We start from the raw sequence: 20,493 nt of genomic DNA on the forward strand, positions 1-20,493 counted from the left end.
CGCGTCTTCCAGTGCCCCCGCCGGAACAGCACCGCGCTCACCACCGCCAGCGTCGAATACGCCACGGTCAGCGCGATGAACACCCCGTGCGCGCCCAGGCCGGCGCGGGTCGACAGCCACCACGCCAGCGGGATTTCCCACAGCCAGAAGATGAAGAGATTGAGCACCGTCGGCGTCCAGGTGTCGCCGGCGCCGTTGAACGACTGCGTCAGCACCATCCCGCAGGCGTAGAACACGAACCCGAGGCTCACGATCCGCAGGCAGGCGGTCGCCATCGGCTGCACCGTCGCGTCGCTGGTGAAGATCCGCGTGATTACCGGCGCGGCGACGAGGAACAGCAGGCCGACGCCGCCGAGGAACAGCATGTTGTAGCGCGCCGCCGTCCACACCGCCCGCTCGGCGCGATCCGGCCGTCCCGCGCCGAGATTCTGGCCGACCATCGTCGCCGCCGCGTTGCTCAGGCCGAACGCCGGCAGCAGCGCGAAGATGATCACCCGCATGCCGATCGTGTAGCCCGCCAGCGCGGCGCTGCCGAAGATCGAGATGATGCGCACCAGTCCGATGTAGCTCGCCGTGCCGACGAGGATCTGGAACGTCCCCAGGCCGGACAGCCGCAGCACCGTGCGCATCGTCGCAAAATCGAAGCGCAGGTGACGCAGCCGGATCTGCACCCGGCCGTTGCCGCGCGTGAGCACCAGGATCTGGTAGAGCACCGCGGCGCCGCGGCCGATGTTCGTCGCCAGCGCGGCGCCGGCGACCCCCAGCGCCGGGAACGGTCCCGGGCCGAAGATCAACAGCGGCCCGAGCGCGATGTTCAGCAGGTTGCCGAGCATCAGCACCCGCATCGCGATCGCCGCGTCCCCGGCGCCGCGGAACACGGCGTTCAGCAGGAACAGCAGCAGGACGGTGGCATTGCCGCCGAGCATGATCCGCGTGAACCCCGATCCGGTGAGGATGATCGCGTCCGACGCGCCCATCAGCCGCAGCAGCGACGACGCGTTCGGCGCCCCGATCAGGGCAATCGCCGCCGCCACCGCCAGGCCGAGCAGCAGCGACTGCCCGGCCGCCCGCGACGCCCCCTCGGGATCCTGTTCGCCGGTGCGCCGCGCGACCAGCGCGGTGGCGCCGATCGAGAGCCCCATCGCCGCGGTGTAGATCAGCGTCAGCATCGATTCGGTCAGCCCCACCGTGGCGACCGCGTCGGCGCCGAGATGTCCGACCCAGAAGATGTCGACGACGGCGAAGATCGATTCCATGGCCATCTCGAGCACCATCGGAACCGCCAGCATGATGACCGCGCGGCCGACCGGCGCCGTCGTGAAGTCGATCTCCGAGCCTCGCACTGCCTCGCGCAGAGTCTTCCACATGAGTTGAGCCGACTATTATCGCCGCTTCTGACGTAAGATTCGCCCATGGATCGCCGGGATCTTCTGAAACTGAGTGGCTGCGCGCGCGACGTGCGGATCGAGGCGCAGTCCGCGCCTGCGTTCGCCGCGCCGGCGATTCCGACGGTCCGCGTCGGCGGTCTCGGCCTCGGCGGCGACCGTGTCCTCGACGGAAACGATCGGTGGCAGGATGCCTCCGCGGCGCTCGCCGAGTTCGAGCATCCGTCGTGGAAGGAGATCGCCGCGCAGGCGCACGGGCGCTGGACGACGACGCCGCCGCTGCCGATCGCGCGCATGTAGGAATGCGATCGCAGGACCCGGCCGCGCGCGCGGTCGTTCTCGCTCGTGGCCTGGGCACGCGCATGCGCGAGGCCGATCCCGGAGTCTCGCTGACCGGCGAACAGCAGCAGGCGGCGGACGCCGGCCTCAAGGCGCTGATGCCGGTGAACGGACGGCCGTTCCTGGATTTCGTGTTGAGCGCCCTCGCGGACGCCGGCCTGCCGCGCATCGCGCTGGTCGTGGCGCCCGATCACGAGCGGCTCCGGGTCCATCTCGCGCAGGCGCCGCCGTCCCGCACCCGCGTGGACTTCGTCGTCCAGCCGGAGGCGCTCGGCACCGCCAACGCGGTGCTGGCGGCGGAACCGTGGACCGGCGGAGAACCGTTCCTGACAGTGAACGCCGACAACCTGTATCCCCCGGACGCGCTGCGGGCGTTGGCCGGCGCCGGCGAGCCGGCGATGCTGGCCTTCGATGCCGACGATCTGGTGCGCACGAGCAACATCCCCGAGGATCGGATCCGCGCGTTTGCCGTCGTGACGGTCGACGAGCGCGGATATCTGCGCGGCATCGTGGAGAAGCCGGGCGCGGCTGACGCGATCGGCGGGCGCGCGCCCGCGACCTCCACGCTCCTGGATGGACATCAAAGGATCTCGATGAACTGCTGGCGATTCGACTCGCGGATCTTCGACGCCTGCCGCGGCGTCGCGAAATCCGCACGCGGCGAATTCGAGCTGCCGGAAGCGGTCGCGCTCGCCATTTCACGAGGCGTTCGCGTCAAGGCCATTCCGGCCCGCGGCCCCGTGCTCGATCTGTCGCGCCGCGCCGATGCCGCCGATGTGGCGCGCCGCCTTGCCGGAGTCGTGCCGTGCCCGTGACCGCCGCGTCGGCCGCCGAGGCGCTGATGGCGCGCGGCATGGATCCGGCGGAGTTCAAGGACAAGCAGATGCTCTACCACCGGGTGGTCGAGCTCCACGCCACCCTGCGAGGCGGGCCGCCGGAATTCGCCTGGTGGGTACCCGGCCGTCTCGAGGTGTTCGGCAAGCACACCGACTATGCCGGCGGCCGCACGCTCGTGTGCGCGGCGCCCCGCGGATTCGCCGTGGTCGCCAGCCGCCGGGACGATGGCGTGGTTCAGGTGGCCGATGCGTGGCGCGGCGATCACATGAGCCTCCGGCTCTCGGATTCAGCCGTACCGCAGGCAGGCTGGCGGCACTACGTCGACGTCACGATCCGGCGCCTGGCGCGGAATTTTCCCGGCGCGGAGTTGAGTGCCGACATCGTGATCGCGAGCGACCTGCCGCCGGCGGCCGGGATGAGCAGCTCCAGCGCCTTGATCATCGCGGTGGCCGTGGCGCTGGTGCGTGCCGGCGCGCTCCAGAAGCACCGCGCGTGGATCCAGAACATCCGCTCCGGTCTCGACGCCGCGGGCTATTACGCCTGCATCGAGAACGGACGCCGGTTCGCGGCGCTCGAGGGGGACGGGGGCGTCGGCACGCAGGGCGGCAGCGAGGATCACACCGCGATCATCGAAGCGCGTCCGGGTTCGGTGAGCGCCTTCGCCTTCGTGCCGCCGCGCGCCGTCGGCGGCGCACCCGTGCCGGACACGTGGCGCTTCGTCATCGCGCCATCCGGCGTCGCCGCGCGGAAGACGGGCGAAGCCAGGGCGCCGTACAATCGTCTGGCGTCGGGAATCGCCAGGCTCCTCGAGGTCTGGAATCGCGAATCGCCGATGCCGGCCGTTTCACTGGCGGCCGCGTTGAGGTCCGGCCCTGCCGCCATCGACCGCATGCGCCAGCTCGCCGCAACCGCGGCGACCGACGACCTGCCGGCGGCGTGGTTGCGCGACCGGCTCGAACATTTCATCCGCGAGGATGCGAGAATCGAGAAGGCCCTCGCCGCCTTCGCCTCCGCGGACGAGGCGGCCATCGGGGCGCTCGCAGCGGATTCGCAGCGTGATGCCGAGATCCTGCTCGCCAACCAGGTGCCGGCGACGTCCTCGCTGGCAGCGCAGGCACGACAGCTGGGGGCCATTGCGGGGTGCAGCTTCGGGGCGGGATTCGGCGGCGCCGTCTGGGCACTGGCGCGCACGCCCGACGCGGAAGCATTCGCCAGGCGGTGGCACCCGAATGCGTTCGTCATGAGTCCCGGCCCAGGCGTCACGGAAGTTTCGAGCCGCTAATCCCAACAATTCTGCGGAAGACCGCGTCTAACCACCCCATGGAAGCCTTCATCAAAGATCTCAAGCACTCGCTGCGCATGTTCGCGCAGAGCCCGGCGTTCACCCTCGCGGCAGTCGCGGCGCTGACCCTGGGCATCGGCGCGAATACCGCGATTTTCTCCGTCGTCAACGCCGTCCTGCTCCGGCCGATCGCGTTTCCAGACGCGGAGCGCGTCGTCGTGTTCCTGAACGTCTCGCCGCGCGGCCGGGGTGCGGGCGCCTCGCCAGCCAAGTTCATGCACTACCGCCAGCAGGAGCAGGTCGTGCAGGACGTCTCCGCGTTCAACACCGGGGATCTGAACTATACGGGGGGCAGTTTCCCGGAACAGCTTCGTTCCGGACGCGTAACTGCCGATTTCTTCAAGCTGACGGCAGCGCCGGTGATCCTGGGCCGCACCTTCCTCCCTGAGGAGGATCTGCCGAACGGTCCGCGCGTGGTGGTCATCTCGCGTCAGTTGTGGGAGACCCGCTTCAACGCCGATCCGAACATCGTCGGCAAGAGCATCTCGCTCGGAGGCGATCCCCACACCATCGTCGGGGTGCTCGGCGATTTCGACTTCCGCGAGTTCGGGCCGACGCCTCAGGTGTGGACGCTCTTCCAGTTCGATCCCAATACCGACGACCGCGGCCACTACTTCCAGGCGATGGGACGGTTGAAGCCCGGGATTACGCTGCAGCAGGCGGATGCGCGGCTCGCGGCGTCGGCGGCGGACTACCGCAAGAAGTTCCCGACCGATCTCGGCCCGCAGAACACCTTCGGCGTCCGCACCGTCCGCGATCAAATCATCAACGACGACGCCAGGCAGTCGCTGTGGATTTACGGGGGGGCGGTCAGCTTCGTGCTGCTGATCGCCTGCGCGAACGTCGCCAATCTGCTGCTCGTCCGGGCGACCGGCCGCCGCCGCGAGATCGCGATCCGCGCCGCGATCGGCGGATCCCGCGGCCGCATCATCCGCCAGTTGCTCACGGAAAGCGTCGTGCTGTCGCTTGCCGGCGGGGTGTTTGGCCTGTTTCTCGGGTGGGCGGGCATTCGCGCGCTGCTCTCGATCAACACCGCCGGCCTGCCGCGGGTCGGCGAGAACGGCAGCTTCGTGGGGCTCGACTGGCGCGTCGTCGCCTTCACGGTCGGCGTCTCGCTGCTCACCGGCGTGATCTTCGGGTTGATTCCGGCGCTGCAGAGTTCGAAAACGGACCTGACCACGACGCTGAAAGAGGCCGCGGGACGTTCCGGCACGGGATTCCGGCAGAACAAGGTGCGCTCCGTGCTCGTCGTCGTCGAGGTCGGCCTGGCGCTCGTGCTGCTGATCGGGTCGGCGCTGTTGATCCGTACCGCTGCGGCGCTCGGGAGGGTCGACCCGGGGTTCGATACGCAGAACGTGCTCACGCTGAAGATGTCGCTGAAAGGCGCGCAGTTCGAGAAGGCGGAAGCGGTCGAGCAGCTGGTGCGCAATGGGGTGGAGCGGTTGAAAGCCATTCCCGGGGTGGTCGCGGCGAGCGCCACCTGCTGCGTGCCGCTGCAGGGCGGCTACGGTCTTCCGTTCCGCATCCTCGGCCGGCCGCTGCCCGCGGACGCGCAGGGTCCGTTCCACGGCGGCGGCGGCTGGATGACCGTGTCGCCGGGCTATTTCGAGGTCTTCAAGATTCCGGTCCGCCGCGGCCGCACCTTCAACGAACGCGACACCAGCGCGTCGACCCCGGTGGTGGTGATCAACGAGGCGATGGCGAAACAGTACTGGCCGCAGGGAGATCCGCTGAACGACCGGCTGCTGATCGGCAAAGGGATCATGCCGGCGTTTGCCGCGGAGGTGGATCGACAGGTGATCGGCATCGTCGCCGACATCCGCAGCAACGGCCTCGACAGCGAGCCGCAGCCGCAGATGTTCATTCCGCAGGCGCAGGTGCCGGACGCCGCCAACGCGCTGAACGTCGGGCTGACGCCGCTCTCGTGGATCGTGCGGACGCAGGTGCCGCCGCAGTCGTTGAGCAACGCGATCCAGGACACGCTCCGCCAGTCCACCGGGCTGCCCGTCTCGGGCGTCCTCTCGATGAGCGAAATCGCGTCCCGGTCGGTCTCGCGTCAGCGGTTCAACATGTGGGTGATGACGGTGTTCGGCGGCTGCGCGCTGCTGCTCGCCGCGATTGGCATCTACGGCCTCATGGCCTACTCGGTGGAACAGCGCACGCAGGAGATCGGGATCCGCCTTGCGCTCGGTGCGCAGGGATCCCAGGTCAGCAGGATGATCGTCTCTCAGGGAATGGCGCTCGCGATCGCCGGCATGGTGATCGGCCTCGGCGCCGCCTTCTATCTGGCGCGGCTCATCGCGTCGTTCCTCTTCGGCGTCACCGCGAAGGATCCGATGGTCTTCACCGCGGTGCCGCTGCTGTTGTTGACCGTCGCGTTCCTCTCGGTCTGGATTCCGGCGCGGCGCGCGAGCCGGGTCGATCCGCTGATCGCACTCAGGTACGAGTAGAGGCGCACGGCACGAAAAAAGGTGCGGGCTCGCCGGGCCCGCACCCTTCGTTCATTGCCGCCGCAACGGCGGACCTTACTTGATCGTCAGGAAGATCGTCGTCCCTTCGCGGTCGACGAGCAGGAGCGACGGCTTGCCGTCGGTGCGATCGAGCGCCGACTTCAGCTCGGCGGCGCTGCGCACGGCGCGTCCGTCGACCTTCACGATGACGTCCCCTTCCTGCAGCCCGCTCTCGGCGGCCCGGCCGGCAGGATCGAGCTCCACCACCGTGACGCCGCCGTTGCCCGGCTCCACCGTCATGCCGAACCGCCCTTCGCCGCGTTCGGCCGACGGCGTCGAGACCCGCTCGCGCTTCGACTCGAGCTCGGCGACCGTCGCCTGCAGCGTCTCGGTGCGGCCGTTGCGGAGCACCTGCAGCGAGACCGTGCTGCCGGGCGTCGTGCCGGCCACCGCGTTGCGGAGCTGGTTGTTGTCTTCCACGGGCTTGCCGTTGTAGGACGTGATCACGTCCCCCTGCCGCACGCCGGCCTTCGCCGCGGGCGAGCCCTCGTCGACGTTGCTGATCAGCGCGCCGCGGGTATTCGGCAGGCCCAGCGAGGCCGCGAGATCCGGGGTGATCCGCTGCACCGTCACGCCGAGCTTCGCGCGGCGCACCTTGCCGGTCGCGATCAGCTGATCCATGACGTGCTTCGCCATGTTCGACGGAATCGCGAACCCGAGGCCGATGTTGCCGTCGGTCGGCGTCAGGATCTGCGACGGGATGCCGATCAACTGTCCGCCGGCGTTGACGAGCGCGCCGCCGGAGTTGCCGTGGTTGATCGCCGCGTCGGTCTGCAGGAAGTCCTGATAGCCGTCGCTGCCGTCGGGGGTCTGGCGTCCCTTGGCGCTGATGATGCCGGACGTCACGGTCTGGCCGACGTTGAGCGGGTTGCCGATCGCGAGAGCCACGTCACCGACCTTCACCGCGTCGGAATCGCCGAAGACCACCGCCGGCAGGCTCTTCGCGTCGATCTTGACGACCGCCAGGTCCGTTGCCGGATCCGTCCCGACGACCTTCGCCGTGAACGCACGGCTGTCGGGCAGCTCCACCTTCACCGTGTCGACGCCGTCGACGACGTGATTGTTGGTGATGATGTAGCCGTCGGGGCTGACGATGACGCCGGAGCCGAGTCCGCGCTGCACCCGCGGCACGCGCTGTCCGCGGAACTGCGGCGGAAGCTGGTCGCCGAAGAACCGGCGCAGTTCATCGGGGATCTGTCCGCCGGTCGGGACCATCGATGCGCGCTTCTCGACCCGAATCGTGACCACGGCCGGCGCGACGCGCTCGACGACCGGCGCGTACGACGACGCCGCCACGGCGGCGGGGACCGGGGCCGGCGCGGCCGTTGTGGCCGCCGCCGGGCCGGCGGCCGAGAGATAGCTGCTGGCCTGCGGCGCCTTCCACGCCGCCATCGTCACGACCGCGGCAGCGATCCCGGCGACGGCGGTCGTTCTGAAATATCCGTTAAGCATGTTGCCATTCACCTCTGTTTGGTTAGACGGCGGGCAACATTGCCAGGACCCTTCGCGAGGATTACATCGGTGAAAGGAACCAGGTCATCGGGTGATCGGGCGATCGGGTGATCGGGTGATCGGGTGATCGGGCCATCGGCGGGCGCCACACGCAGTAAGCGGGGAGCGGACAGCGGATGGCGGGAACGGGCAGCGATCAGCCGATGGGCAGCCGGACCGTAAACGTTGAGCCTCGGCCGGGCTGGCTGCTGGCGGCCACGGCGCCTCCGTGCGCTTCGACGTATGCCTTGACCAGGCTGAGGCCCAGTCCGAGGCCGCGTTCGGAACGGCTTGGGTCGGCCCGGTAGAGGCGGTCCCAGATCCTGGGCAGATGCTCGGGCGCGATACCGATCCCGGTGTCGGCGACCGAGACCACCGCGGTGTCGCCGTCGCGCGCGGCGACGAGACGGACCTGACCGCCGCGCGGTGTGTATTTGATGGCGTTGTCCAGCAGGTTGGCGAACACCTGACGCATCCGGTCCGCGGCGGCGGCGATCGTCACCTCCTCGCCGGGCTCGAACGTCACCGCCACCCCCTTTTCATCCGCGACGTCGTCGTACAGCTCGACGGCCTCGGCGACCAGCTCCCGCAGCCGCACCGGCTCCCGCTTCAATTGCACGACGCCGGTTTCCGCCTCGGAGATGTCCATGAGCGTGTTGAGCATCGACAGGATCCGGTCCGACTCTTCGAGGCAGGTCTCCAGCGCCTCGCGCGCGGCGGCGGGATCGCCAGACTCCAGGGCGCGCTCCGCGATTCCGCGCACACGCGCCAGCGGCGTGCGCAGATCGTGGGCAACGTTGTCGAGCGACTGCCCCATCGCCGCGATCAGCGCGTTGATGCGATCGAGCATCGTGTTGAACAGGCCGCTCAACTCGTCGACCGCGTCGCCGTCCTGGTCCCGCGCCGGCACCCGCGTGTCGGTCCGGCCCGTCGCGATGATGCCGCGCACGACGGCAATGAGGTCGTAGATGGGCTGCACGGTGGATCGGGTGAGCACCAGGCCGCCGGTAAGGCCGATGGTCAGCGCCGCGATCGACACCAGCCCGACGATCCACTGGAACTTGCGCAGCAGGGCGAGGCGGATCTCGTTGCTCTTGCCCACCTGGAGGATGGTGCCGTCGTACAGCTGGACGGAGGCGACTTCGAGGACGGCGCGCCCTTCCAGGGGACCGTCCCGGCGCGGACCGTCGAGCTCCTGCTGGGCGTAACTGCTCCACCCCGGCGGCATGCGGGCGAACAGCGCGTCGGCGCCGGGCCCGATCACTCTGACGAACAGCCGTTCTCGATCGCCGGTCCGCTCTTCAATCTCCACCGCGCGCTGGATCGCCAGCAGCCCGCCGGTCTCGTAGCGCGACGCGTACTCCCGCACGGTCGCCCGGATGATGTCGTGATCGCGCCGAGCGAGCGACGCGGCAATCAGCGCGTAGGTCAGGCCGACGAGCACGAGCGTGCTGATCACGAACACGGCCACGTACCAGAGCGACAGCCGGAGCCCGAGCATCCGCTGCAAGGTCATCCTGGGGCGCTGCGGGGCGCGCCGCTCGGCGGCGATCATGACGGCGGCCGCAGGATGTAGCCGGCGCCGCGGACGGTGTGCAGCAGCTTGACGGCGAACGGCCGGTCGATGCGCTCGCGCAGCCGCGAAACCAGGACGTCGACCACGTTGGTGTTCGGGTCGAAGTTGTAGCCCCAGACGTGCGACAGGATCGACGTCTTCGACACGACCCGGCCGGCATGGCGCATCAGGTATTCGAGCAGGGCGAACTCGCGCGGGCGGAGCTCGATTGGCTGCGATCCGCGCTGCACGCGGCGCGTCAGCAGGTCGAGCGAGAGGTCGGCGACGGTCAGCCGGGTCGGTTCGGCGGCGCCGCTGGCGCGCCGGATCAGCGCCTGCACGCGGGCGAGCAGCTCGGCGAAGGCAAAGGGCTTCGTCAGGTAGTCGTCCCCGCCGGCCTGGAGGCCGCGGACGCGATCGTCCACGCTCCGGCGCGCGCTGAGGATCAGAACCGGCGTGCGAACGCCGCGCGCGCGCAGGGCGTCGATGAGCGCCAGGCCGTCCATCCGGGGCAGCATGACGTCGACGATCGCCGCATCATGGCCGCCGGACAGCGCGCGCTCGAGGCCGGTCCGGCCGTCGGCGGCGGCCTCCACGACGAAGCCGGCCTCCTTCAATCCCTTCCCGACGAAATCCGCGATGGTCGGATCGTCCTCGACGAGCAGCACCCGCACTGCTTCATGATGCGCCAAGCGAACGCTCCGCCGCCATCGGCGTGCGGGCGCCGCGTATCGATCCCATTCGCGCAAGCCGCGGCTGCTCGGTCTGGCGATCGTGTAAGACGCGCCACGTTGTCGTCATTGCCGACGGTCCGGACGCCGTGCCCCGGACCGGTTCCGCGCCCCTCAAGCCACTGCCGGGCTAAGACTTAGGGACGGGCGCCCTGGGCCGGAATGAGCGTTGCTGCTCACCTCATCCGGAGGACAGATGCGCAAAGGTCTCGGACCCCTTCTCGCGGTGATGCTGTTGTCGGCGGCGTGCGGCCGCAGCACACCCACATCTCCCACGAATGCGGCGCCGTCAGGATCGTCGGCCACGATCACCGGCATGGTGCAAGGCGCCGCCAGCTCGCTGCTGGCAGCGTCCGCCGGTGCGTCCCTGTCGGGCGTCACGGTGTCGGTGGTCGGCACGTCGATCAGCGCGGTCGCCGACGTGGCGGGCCGCTTCACGCTGACCAACGTCCCGCCGGGATCGGTGCAGCTGCAGCTCACGGGCGGCGGCGCGAACGCGACCGTCTCGCTGAGCCCCGTCTCGGCGCAGCAGACCGTCGACGTCGTCCTGGCGGTGTCCGGCACCACCGCCACCGTCGAGAGCGAAGTGCGCAGCGGCACGTCCGAAGCGCAGCTCGAAGGGCGCGTCGAATCGCTGCCCCCGACGCAGCCCGCGCTCACGTTCAAGGCGGCCGGCCGGACCGTCCGCACCGACTCGTCGACGCGCTTCGTGGACGGCAGCCAGACGCGCGCCTTCAGCGATCTCCGCATCGGCATGCGGGTGCACGCGAAGGGATCGCTGAGCGGCGATACGTTCAATGCGACGCTGGTCGAGCTGCAGAACAGCAACACCACGCTGCCGGTGAACGTGAACGGCGTGATCGACACCCTCAAAGGCAGCGCCGCCGCGTTCGAGTTCAAGATCGGCAGCCGCCTGGTGAAGGGAGACGCGCAGACGTCCTTCTTCGGCGACGGCGACAAGCCGGACAGCTTCAGCAGCCTCGAGGAAGGCTCGCGCGTCGAGGTCAAGGGCCAGCAGCGCGACGACTACATCTACGCCGTCCGCATCCACATCAACGGCGGCGACGACGATGACGATGACGATGACCAGGATTCGTCGGCGTCGATCCACGGGACGCTGAACGCCATGAGCGGCAGCAAGCCCGCGCTGATGCTCATCGTCGGCACGACGACGGTTCGGACGTCGTCTTCGACGGAAGTGAAGCGGCGCGGCGACGTCCAGACGCTGGACGCGCTGAAGCTCGGCCAGTCGCTCCACGTCGTCGGCGACCGCCAGCCGGACGGCTCGATCAACGCGCGCAAGATCGAGATCAACGATGACGAGACCGGCGGCGAGTTCGAGATCGAAGGCTCGCTGGGCGGCCTGAAGGGTACGTGCCCGTCGGTGCAGTTCAGCGTCAACGGCTTCGCGATCTCGACGAGCGCCGGCACGACGTTCGAGGGCGGCCCGTGCACGGCGCTGAAGAGCGGCGCGAAGGTGTCGGTGAAAGGCACCCGCAACGCCGACGGCTCGGTCGCCGCGACGAAGGTCAAACAGTAGCTACGAGCCGGCGCCGTTCCGCTGCGCCGCGAAGGGCTTGTTCGTCATGGGATCCGTGGGAACGGTCGGCTGCCGTTCCCACGCATCCAGATCGTCCACGACCAGCATCACACCGTACATCCGCACCCAGTGGCCGGGGAACGTGCAGACGTAGATGTACTGCCCGGACCTGGCCGGCGCCGTGAAGTTCACCCGACCGCTCTCCCCCGCGTTCAGCAGCCTCGTCGCCTGCAGCACCAGCGGCGTGTCCGGCACGTAGGCCTTCGCCTCGGGATCGGCCGGCGGGGACATGAGGCCGCCCTTCGTCCCGATCTCCTGCACCGAGCCCGGCTGGCCGATCACCAGGTTGTGCGGCATCGCGTCGGGATTGGAGAACACGATCTGCAGCGGCTGGCCGCGCTGGACGACGAACCAGTTCAGATCGAACATCATCTGCTCGGGCACCGATTGGATGCGCACGATTTGCACGCCGACCGCCCGCAGGTCGCGGCGAACCGCGACGCGCGCCTCCGCCGGCAGCGCGCTGGTCAGGCGCTCGCACAACTGAATCGCGTCCAGCATCGCCGGCGTCGTGCGCTGCGGAACCGGAGCCTGGCGGACCATCGCCACGATCGCTCGCGCCACGGGCTCGATGGACGCCGACGGCCAGGCGGACTCGGGAATCAGCTGCAGGAACTTGATCGCCGCCTTCCGCGATTCGGCGTCGGCGGACTGCTGCACCTCGCGGGCCAGGAGATCGAAGGTCGCGCCGTCGCGCCGGATCGCGGCCATCGCGCCGATCGCCGCCGCGCGCGTCGCCGGATCCCGCGTCTCGGCCATGAGCGCGGTGACCGGTGCGGGCAGGCTGGCGCGGAGCGACTCGACGCCCCCCAGGTGCGGGACGGCGCGAAGCAGCTCGGCGAGATGCCCCTCGCGCGCGGACGCCGCCTGCCATGCCGGTCCGGGATCGCCGTCCGCGATCATCATGCCTCCGTACGCGGCCCGCCGGACCAGCGGCGCGCGGGCGTCGGCGGCGGCGCGCGCCAGGGCGTCCCGCTGCTGGCGCAGGAGTTCGGGCGGCTGGGTGAGCAGCATGCCGAGCAGGATGTCGACATTCTGCGTGTCGCTCTCGGTCGCCTCGCTGCCGGGCACCGCGGCCAGCGCTTCGAGCAGCACGTGCGTCGGCGACGAGCCATCCAGCTGGACGAGGGCGGCGAGCGCCGCGGCGCGATCCGTCCGCGACATCGCCTTGCGCGTGAGGACGGCGAGGTGGACCGGACGGTACTTCGCATCGCCGGCGGGCCGTTCGACGCGGAGCAACTGCTCGTTGCTGAGACGCGCGAGCTGATATTCGACGGCGCGCGGCGAGGTCTCGAACAGGATCGGCGTGACGAAGCGGTCGAGCGTCCGCATCGCCTGATCGAGCGTGTAGGTCAGAAACCGATCCTGCGGGTGCTTCAGCGACTCGAGCGCCACCACGGCGGCGTCGGGCGACTGAAAGAAGCTCGCCGCGCGCACCGCCTCGAGCCGCACGGCCGGGTGGGCGTCGTTGGCCTGCACCTTCAGCAGCGCGAGCGGATCCGCAATCCGGTCCCGCGCATAACACAGCACCCGCGTGGCGGCGGCGCGGGCCCAGGGATCGCTCGATCGCAGCATCCGCTTCAACAGCGTCTCGTCGACGCGGTTGTGCCACTGCTGCACCCACAACGCCTCGAGCATGTGGTGCTCGTACCGGCTGTCCCGGGGGTCGAGCCCCGCCGCCCAGCGCTGCAGCGCGTCGAGGACCTGGGCCGTCTGGCGGCCGCTCAACTCGATTTTCGCCCGATAGCGGACGCGGTCCTCGGGCTCCTTCAGCAGATCGAGGAGCCGCGGGATCGGCTCCCCCGCGATCCGCGCCGGCTGCAGGAGCGGGCGGCCCGGATACGTCACGCGATAAATCCGGCCGTGCAGGCGATCCCGGGACTTGTCGCGGAGGTTGTGCTGCATGTGCCCGATGATCGGGTTGTGCCAGTCGGCCACGTACAGCGCGCCGTCCGCTCCCACTTCCGCGTCGACCGGCCGGAAGTTCTCATCGGACGACTGCAGGATCGGCTCGGTCTCGACCCACTTCAGACCGGCGCCGTCCTCGCTCAACTTGTAGTTCAGCAGTCCCCTGAAGCCGATCACGTTGAGGACGATGACGTTCCCCTGCATGTCGTCGGGGAAATGCCGGCTCGAGAGAATCTCGGCCCCTGCCACCGGACGCGTGCGAACCGCGCCGGGCCTGGGGGCGCGGCTGGTTTCCTGCGCGGGGTAGTACTTCTTCGTCGAGAACGACGGGCCGTAGAACGGCTGGCCGCCGGTCGCGTCGAACAGGATGTTCCGTCCCCAGCTGTCGAACACGTGGCCGTGCGGATTGGGGAAATTGTGCGGCACGTACACGTCGAGCTTCCACGTTCGCGGCTCGAACCGGAAGACGCCGCCGTCCGACAGCCTCGTCGTCGGCGCCCACGGCGTCTCGATCTGGCTGCGATGGAAGATCCCCTCCCCCATGTAGAGCGCGCCCCCGGGGTCGAAGGTGAAGCTGTTGATCGTGTGGTGCGTGTCGGCGGTGTCGAAGCCGTGGAGGAGAATCTCCTTCGTGTCGTACCGATCGTCGCCGTTCGTGTCCTTGAGGAACACCAGGTTGGGCGCCTGCGCGAGAATCACGCCGCCGTTGTAGAACTCGAAGCCGGTCGGGTTGTTGAGGTCGCCGGCGAAGACGGTGCGCTTGTCGGCCTTGCCGTCCCCGTTGGTGTCTTCGAGGATCAGCAGCTTGTCGTCCATCGGCGTGCGCGGCTCCCAGTGCGGATAGTTCTTCCACGCCGCCACCCAGAGACGCCCGCGCGTGTCGAACGCCATCTGCACCGGGTTGACGAGTTCCGGGAACTCCTTTTCGGACGCGAACAGCTCGACCTTCATCCCCTTGCCGGCCGTCATCTTCCCAATCGCTTCGTGCCCCTCGAGGAAGACGTGCGCGCCGCCGGGACCGCGTCCCGGCTCGTTCGTGCGCGCGTCGATCGGCGGCGGCGCGTTGCCGTCGTTGATTTTCAGGTCCGCGCCCGCGGCGACGGCCCAGATGCGCCGATCGCGATTGCGGGTCATCACGTCGAGCATGGCCAGTTCGCGCTGCAGCACTTCGTAATTGGTGGGCAGCACCGCGTCCTTGCCCGCCGCCTGGGCCACGTCGGCATCGACGTTGCGCGGATTGCCGCGGATGAACGTCAGGAACGCGCGATCGCCGTAGGTGGCAAACCCATCGGTCGTGCGATACCGGTTGAACCAGTAGAAGTCCTTCTCGACGACGGCCTGGCGCAGACGCTCGAGACGCGCCTGGTCCTGGGCCGGAGCGTCGCCGAACAGGGCGCGGTCGATCACCTCGGCGACCCGGCGGTTCCCCTCGCCGTTCAGGTGGACCCCCTGGATCGTCAACGGCGCGGCCGTCGACGCGTAGAGCTGCGACGTCGCGGCGAACAGATCGACGAACTTCACGCCGCGCGCGGCGGCGATCTCCGCCATCGCCCGCGTGTACAGTTCGAGGCGGCGATTGTTCTCAGTGCCGTCCGGCAGATCCGGATTGCCGAGGTTCTCGTGCGCGATCGGCGAGAACAGGACGAGGCGCGGGGCGGACCTGCCGTTGTACTTCTGCGCGAGGGTGTGGGTGATCCAGTCGTCGAGCTGCTTGCGGAACGCGGGCAGTCCGTCCGGCCCGGCAAACGATTCGTTGTAGCCGAAGAAGGCGAAGATGACGTCCACCTTCGTGTCCGCGCCGTCGAGGCGGTTGTCCTGGTATCCGCCGACCGGCGCCGCGCGCCCCTGCAGCCACTCGTCGGGCGTCCCGAAGTTCCGCGAACGGAGGCGCGTGGCGATCTCGTCGCCGCTGAATCCCAGATTGCGCACCACCAGCTCGTGCTTCGGAAAGCGGGCGTGCAGCAGCGTCTCGAGCCAGCCGTCGTACTGCATCCGCTCGGCGAGCGTGTTGCCGATGATCCCGATGTGCTCCCTGGCGCGAAGCTCGAACCGCGGCGCCTGCCCCGCAGTGGGCGCAGTGAACAGCGCGCCGGCAAGCGCGAGCGCCGCCATCAGCCTGGGTGTGTTCTGCATGTTCACCGCCGCTTCCTCGGCAGGATCGGCGCGTCCCAGCCGGCAAGGTCCGCCGGCTTCACGCCCTTCACGAAGCCGTTGAAGTTGTACCGCGACGGCTCGAACGGACCGACGAAGGCAATGTTGGACGTCGGGCTGATCGCCGCCTCGAGCCCCACGGCCCAGAGGCACGCGTTGACCGACATCCGGCGGAAACCCTCGTTGAGGAGATCCTCTGACGCGCCGTGCGTCGTCGTGAAGACGCGGCCGGATCTGCCCGACGCCGATGTGTAGGTCCGGTACCAGGCCACGGGCATCAGCTCCTTGCCCGCCGCGGGCGGTGAATCCGGCGTCACCCCTTCGAGGATCTGTCCGGTCGCCAGGATCCGGCTGCCCTCGATCGGATTCGCGGTGTAGCCGCCCGATTCCACCCACACGTCTTTCACGCCGCGCAGGATCGGATGTGACGCCTGGTCCGTCTGAAGAATCAGACGCGAGGTCTGGGCGTGGTTCCTGCCGTAATGCGCGACCCAGGTCTCGCCGAGGATCTGCCGGCCGAACCCTCCCGGGTAGCCGTCCACGCCCTTCCAGGTGTATTTCAGGAACTTCGCGTCGGGCCGCTGAATCTGGAACGCGTGCGTCGCCGTGCGGAAGCCGATCACCGGGCCCCCGCGATCCAGGTAGTCGACGATGTGCTGCATCTCGGCGTCGGGGAAATCCTGGAAGCGCAGGAACACGACCATGAGATCGGCCGTGCGCAGCGCCTCCAGCCCGGAGATGTGCGAGCTGCCCGGCTCGATGAATCCCGTCTTCGGGTCGGTCGTGAAGAAGACGCTGCACTTGAACCCGTAGTGCCGGGCGAGGATCCGCGCCAGCGCCGGCAGCGCTTCCTCCGAGCGGTACTCGTGGTCGCCGGCAAGGAACACGATGTGCTTGCCGGCGCCCGGACCCGACGTTCCCTGGTAGACCACCAGGTGCGGATTCTGCGCCAGCGCCGCGGCCGCCAGACCGAAGTATCCGGCGAGCACCACGACGATCGGGACGGCTCTGATCATTGCGCCAATTTACTTCAAAAACTGAACCTGATCGCCCCCTGCATGATGCGCGCGGCTCGCGCCGCCGTGGCCTGGCCGAACGAGGCGTTGACCAGCTCCCCTTGCGGGTTGAACTGCGCGTTGGTGTTGATGTCGGACCAGTTCACCTGGTTGAACAGGTTGTAGACCTCCCACCGGAACTGAAGGCGCTTGCTCCCGCCCAGGGAGAAGTTCTTGAACGCCGACAGGTTGGTGTTGACGATGCCGGGCAGCTGGAAGAACGTGCGGGGGGCGTTGCCGATGTCGCCGCGCCCCGTCAACCGGCTGAACGCCGCGGCATTGAGGAAGCTCCCGGTGCCGCCGGGCGTCGGATCGCAGTTGCCGCTGGTGCAGCGGACCTCGCCGGTGATCCTCGGCCGCGTGCCGCCATCGCCGCCGGTGAAATCGACGTTGTCGGTGGTGCTGGTGCTCGCCCCCGACCAGTCGCCGCTGACCAGCGCGGTGTCCCCCGAGACCTGCCAGCCGTCGAGCAGACCGCGCGTCAGCGCGTTGTTCCACAACCGGCTGCCGCCGGGCACGTCCCACGTGTAGCTGACGATCAGGTTGTGGAACTGGGTCGCGCCGTCCGGGCTCTCGTTCCAGGCCTTGCCGGGGCGAAGCGGGTTGAAGCTGGTGCCGTCGCTCACCGTCTTCGCGAGCGTATAGGCCACCGCGAACTGCAGGCCGCGGATGTACCGGCGATTCAGCTGCACCTGCAGCGAGTTGTAGTGCGCGCGGCCGAAGTGCGAGCGGATGGTGATGGCCTGGTACCCGAGATACGGCCGCAGGAACTCGGCCGGCTTGGCCGTCGCCGGGTTCCGGGGATCGGCGTTCTGCGGGTTGACGTCGACGAACCGCGCGCCGTCGGGCACCGGGTTGATGTTGGTCTCCATCTCGCCGTTGCGCATCTGGAAGCCGGCGTAGGTCACGTCGAGCACGGTCCCCCAGCCAAGCTCGCGCGAGACGCCCGCCGAGTAGTTGTAGCTCTTCGGCGTCTTCGCGTCCCGCTCGATCCCGAACACCGCGCTCGGCCGGTTGGCGAACGCGCCCTGCGCCCCCACCGCCAGCAGCGTGTCCATCGTCCCGTAGATGATGCTCGGCGTGTTCTGCGCCGGCGGGTTGCGTGCCATCGCGTCCATGCCGTTCGCGTTCACGTGGGGGTTGTGGTACAGGCCGGCGCTGGCATGCAGCGCCGTCCGGCCGCCGTCCAGGTCCCACGCCACGCCCAGGCGCGGCTCCGGCTCGATCCCCTGGCTGTCGCGGAATCCCTTCGGATAGTTCGGCTCGTCGTTCGTCACCATGCCGCTGTACCGATCGCCGCTGTTCGGCACGAACGTGCCGACGAAGATGTTGGGCAGCGTCTGTCCGGTGACCGGGTCCAGCGCGACGTTGACGCCGTTGACCCGCGCCGGCTGGTACAGGCGCGCCACTTTCGACGCGTCGTAGCGCTCGGGCACGAACACCGCCGCCGGCTGGGTCGACCACCACGGCGTGTACCACAGGAACCGCACGCCGTAGTCGAAGGTCAGCCGCCGCGAGGCCTTCCACGTGTCCTGGACGTAGAACTCCGCGATGTTGCGGCGCCCCTTGACCTCGGAGAACGCGTCGATCTCGGTGTAGTTGTTGAACGAGCCGATGAGCGCGTTGGCATAGCTGTGGTTGGTGTCGAACGGATTGTTCACGTCGGTGTTGAAGGCGAACTGGCCCGCCCACGGGCCGGCGCCGACCCCGCCGTTCCCCTCGGAGTTGCGCGACTCCTCGAAGTACATCCCGCTCTTGATCGAGTGGCGGCCGCGAATCCAGGTCAGGTTGCCGCGCACCGACGTCAGCCAGGCTTCTCCCTGATCGACGAGCCGGTTGTCGAAGGTGAAGTTCGGCGAATTCGGCACGTTGAAGGTGACCTTGGGAATGACGTTGCGCGGATTCAGCTCGGGATGAAACTGCCCCAGCGTGAATCCGACCTTGGTGCGGTCGATGCGGTCCCAGTCGGCTTGGGTGAGCGGATAGAACTGCTCGGTCTGCTGACGGGTGCCGAAGTCGACGTCGGCAACGAGATTCGACCGCAGGATCTTCGTGTAGTTCGCGCTCGCGCCGCGGTCCGTGTTCAGGTAGTGCGTGTTGAAGAAGCCCCACTTCGCGGGCCCGGCGGTGATTTCGCTGCCGCGCTGATCCGAGTACCAGTCCTTGAACGTGAAATAGAAGCTGTCGGCGTTGGTCGGCCGCCAGTCGACGCGGGCGATGTTGTTCAGCTTCGGGTTCTCGGCATTCTCCTGGGTCGTGTAGTTGAACTGCCCGCGGGTGAACGTGCGATCGAAGTTGTTGGCGCGCGGCAGCATGTTGAGCAGCGCGCGGCCGTTCGGGTTGATGCGATTGGCGGGGATGATGTTGCCGGGGAAGCATCCAGGCCCCCCCGTGACCGCGTTGCACGGCGCGCCCGACTGCGGATCCCGGATGAAGATCAGGCGCCCCTGCGCGTCGAGCGTCTGCGAGAAGTCGCCGCGCATCTCGGCGTCGGTCGGCATCGTCCAGTTCCGCGCGTCCGCGGGGCGGTTCACCAGCGGCGCTTCGAACGAGTAGAAGAAGAACAGCTTCTTGCTCACCCCGGGAACCGGGCCGCCGAGGTTGGCGCCGTAGGTGTTGAACCGGTAGCGCGGCTTCTTGATGTTGTTCCGGTTGTTGAAGAACGAGTTGGCGTTGAACGCCTCGTTGCGGACGTAGTAGTAGAGGTTGCCGGCGTAATTCGAGCTGCCGCTCTTGGTGACGATCTGCACCTGGCCGCCGCCGGCGCGGCCGTACTCCGCGCGATAGGAGTTCAGCAGCACCCGCACTTCCGCCACCGCGTCGAGGTTGATCTGCTGCGCCATCAGGCCGCTGTTCCCCACCTCGTTGGAGATGACGCCGTCGGTGATGACGTTGCTCCAGTCCCGCCGCGCGCCGCCGACGTTCGGCACCGACGTGCCGAAGTTCATGCCCAGCGAATCGACCGTGTTCTCGTAGCGGACGCCCGGCAGCAGCCGCATGATCGACGTCACGTCGCGGCCGAGCACCTGGATCTGCTCGATCTGTTTGGCGGTGATCAGGCCGCTGTGCTGCGTCTCGGCGGTGTTGACGTAGGTGCCGCGCGACTCCACGGTGATGGTCTCGCCGACGTTGCCAATCTCCAGCGTCAGGTTCGCGACCGCGAGGCGCTCGCCGGCGCTGAGGACGATGTTCTTGCGCTCGAGGGTGCGGAAGCTCTGCAGCGCGATGCGCAGGGTGTACTGGCCGGGCTGCAGGTTGGTGACGAGGAAGTCCCCGTCGGCACCGCTGACGGTCGTCCGCGTCTCGTCAGTGGCTTCGTTGCGGACCGTCACCGTCGCACCGGGAATGACCCGCCCCTGCTGATCGACGACCGAGCCCGACATCGTTCCCGTGACTGTCTGCGCCGACGCAGCTCCCGCAAACAGGAGCGCCGCGAGGAGCACTGCAGGGACCCGGAACGCGCCGCACTGCGAATTGGACATGTCGCCTCCTGAATGGAGGGAACGTCATATCCGGCTTTACCGTTAAAGTAAACGGTAAAGTTGCGGTGGGGGGAGCGCCTCAGGGGTACGCCCCGCCGCCGGGGTCC

Annotated in this window: 12 protein-coding genes; 5 read left to right on the forward strand and 7 right to left on the reverse strand. The window is 68.7% G+C overall.

Translation table 11 applies throughout. The annotated features are described in order from the left end of the window. Positions 1–1,367 (reverse strand): MATE family efflux transporter (locus VFK57_23760; protein HET7698754.1); only part of this gene is annotated, 1,367 nt, incomplete at its 3' end. A gap of 45 nt (positions 1,368–1,412) precedes the next feature. On the opposite strand from VFK57_23760, the gene VFK57_23765 reads away from it, so the two are divergent. Genes VFK57_23765 through VFK57_23780 form a run of 4 tightly spaced genes read left to right on the forward strand, consistent with a single transcriptional unit; the run spans position 1,413 to position 6,353 of the window. Continuing rightward, positions 1,413–1,685 (forward strand): hypothetical protein, encoded by a 273-nt coding sequence (locus VFK57_23765; protein HET7698755.1) that lies wholly within the window; start codon positions 1,413–1,415, stop codon positions 1,683–1,685. 2 nt (positions 1,686–1,687) lie between these two features. Next, on the forward strand, positions 1,688–2,539 hold the full coding sequence (locus tag VFK57_23770; GenBank protein ID HET7698756.1) for a nucleotidyltransferase family protein: 852 nt from the start codon (positions 1,688–1,690) through the stop codon (positions 2,537–2,539). Continuing rightward, positions 2,530–3,843: a galactokinase family protein gene (locus VFK57_23775; protein ID HET7698757.1), complete on the forward strand. Its 1,314-nt coding sequence runs from the start codon at positions 2,530–2,532 to the stop codon at positions 3,841–3,843. The genes VFK57_23770 and VFK57_23775 overlap by 10 nt, the downstream gene beginning before the upstream one ends. A 38-nt stretch (positions 3,844–3,881) precedes the next feature. Beyond that, entirely contained in the window at positions 3,882–6,353 is a 2,472-nt protein-coding gene (locus tag VFK57_23780) for an ABC transporter permease (GenBank protein ID HET7698758.1), read from the forward strand. A gap of 75 nt (positions 6,354–6,428) precedes the next feature. Here the strand turns inward: VFK57_23780 and VFK57_23785 are convergent, their stop codons facing one another. The 3 genes from VFK57_23785 to VFK57_23795 form a co-directional block, all read right to left on the reverse strand. Continuing rightward, a complete protein-coding gene (locus VFK57_23785; protein ID HET7698759.1) occupies positions 6,429–7,865 on the reverse strand; it encodes a DegQ family serine endoprotease in 1,437 nt (478 codons plus the stop codon). Between the two features lie 196 nt (positions 7,866–8,061). Continuing rightward, a complete protein-coding gene (locus tag VFK57_23790; protein ID HET7698760.1) occupies positions 8,062–9,459 on the reverse strand; it encodes a HAMP domain-containing sensor histidine kinase in 1,398 nt (465 codons plus the stop codon). Next, positions 9,456–10,133, reverse strand: coding sequence for a response regulator transcription factor (locus VFK57_23795; protein ID HET7698761.1), 678 nt, complete (start codon positions 10,131–10,133; stop codon positions 9,456–9,458). The genes VFK57_23790 and VFK57_23795 overlap by 4 nt, the downstream gene beginning before the upstream one ends. A 253-nt stretch (positions 10,134–10,386) precedes the next feature. Here VFK57_23795 and VFK57_23800 point away from each other — a divergent pair, with 253 nt between their 5' ends. Next, complete coding sequence (locus VFK57_23800) at positions 10,387–11,730, forward strand: DUF5666 domain-containing protein (protein ID HET7698762.1); 1,344 nt, start codon at positions 10,387–10,389, stop codon at positions 11,728–11,730. On the opposite strand, the gene VFK57_23805 is transcribed toward VFK57_23800, so the two are convergent. From VFK57_23805 to VFK57_23815, 3 genes are read right to left on the reverse strand one after another with little or no spacing between them, the layout of a single operon-like run. Beyond that, positions 11,731–15,831, reverse strand: a complete 4,101-nt coding sequence (locus tag VFK57_23805) for a PVC-type heme-binding CxxCH protein (protein HET7698763.1) — start codon at positions 15,829–15,831, stop codon at positions 11,731–11,733. It abuts the gene before it with no gap. 2 nt (positions 15,832–15,833) lie between these two features. Beyond that, on the reverse strand, positions 15,834–16,865 hold the full coding sequence (locus VFK57_23810; GenBank protein HET7698764.1) for a ThuA domain-containing protein: 1,032 nt from the start codon (positions 16,863–16,865) through the stop codon (positions 15,834–15,836). Between the two features lie 14 nt (positions 16,866–16,879). Then, entirely contained in the window at positions 16,880–20,386 is a 3,507-nt protein-coding gene (locus tag VFK57_23815; protein ID HET7698765.1) for a carboxypeptidase regulatory-like domain-containing protein, read from the reverse strand. Between the last annotated feature and the right edge of the window lie 107 nt (positions 20,387–20,493).

The sequence above is a fragment of the Vicinamibacterales bacterium genome, from assembly GCA_035699745.1.
Classification (GTDB): domain Bacteria; phylum Acidobacteriota; class Vicinamibacteria; order Vicinamibacterales; family 2-12-FULL-66-21; genus JAICSD01.

Excerpts from the sequence above, each read along its gene's own strand:
- VFK57_23765 (HET7698755.1), top strand. The coding sequence starts at position 1,413 with ATGGATCGCCGGGATCTTCTGAAACTGAGTGGCTGCGCGCGCGACGTG.
- VFK57_23770 (HET7698756.1), top strand. The coding sequence starts at position 1,688 with ATGCGATCGCAGGACCCGGCCGCGCGCGCGGTCGTTCTCGCTCGTGGC.
- VFK57_23780 (HET7698758.1), top strand. The coding sequence starts at position 3,882 with ATGGAAGCCTTCATCAAAGATCTCAAGCACTCGCTGCGCATGTTCGCG.
- VFK57_23785 (HET7698759.1), bottom strand. The coding sequence starts at position 7,865 with ATGCTTAACGGATATTTCAGAACGACCGCCGTCGCCGGGATCGCTGCC.
- VFK57_23790 (HET7698760.1), bottom strand. The coding sequence starts at position 9,459 with ATGATCGCCGCCGAGCGGCGCGCCCCGCAGCGCCCCAGGATGACCTTG.
- VFK57_23800 (HET7698762.1), top strand. The coding sequence starts at position 10,387 with ATGCGCAAAGGTCTCGGACCCCTTCTCGCGGTGATGCTGTTGTCGGCG.
- VFK57_23805 (HET7698763.1), bottom strand. The coding sequence starts at position 15,831 with ATGCAGAACACACCCAGGCTGATGGCGGCGCTCGCGCTTGCCGGCGCG.
- VFK57_23810 (HET7698764.1), bottom strand. The coding sequence starts at position 16,865 with ATGATCAGAGCCGTCCCGATCGTCGTGGTGCTCGCCGGATACTTCGGT.
- VFK57_23815 (HET7698765.1), bottom strand. The coding sequence starts at position 20,386 with ATGTCCAATTCGCAGTGCGGCGCGTTCCGGGTCCCTGCAGTGCTCCTC.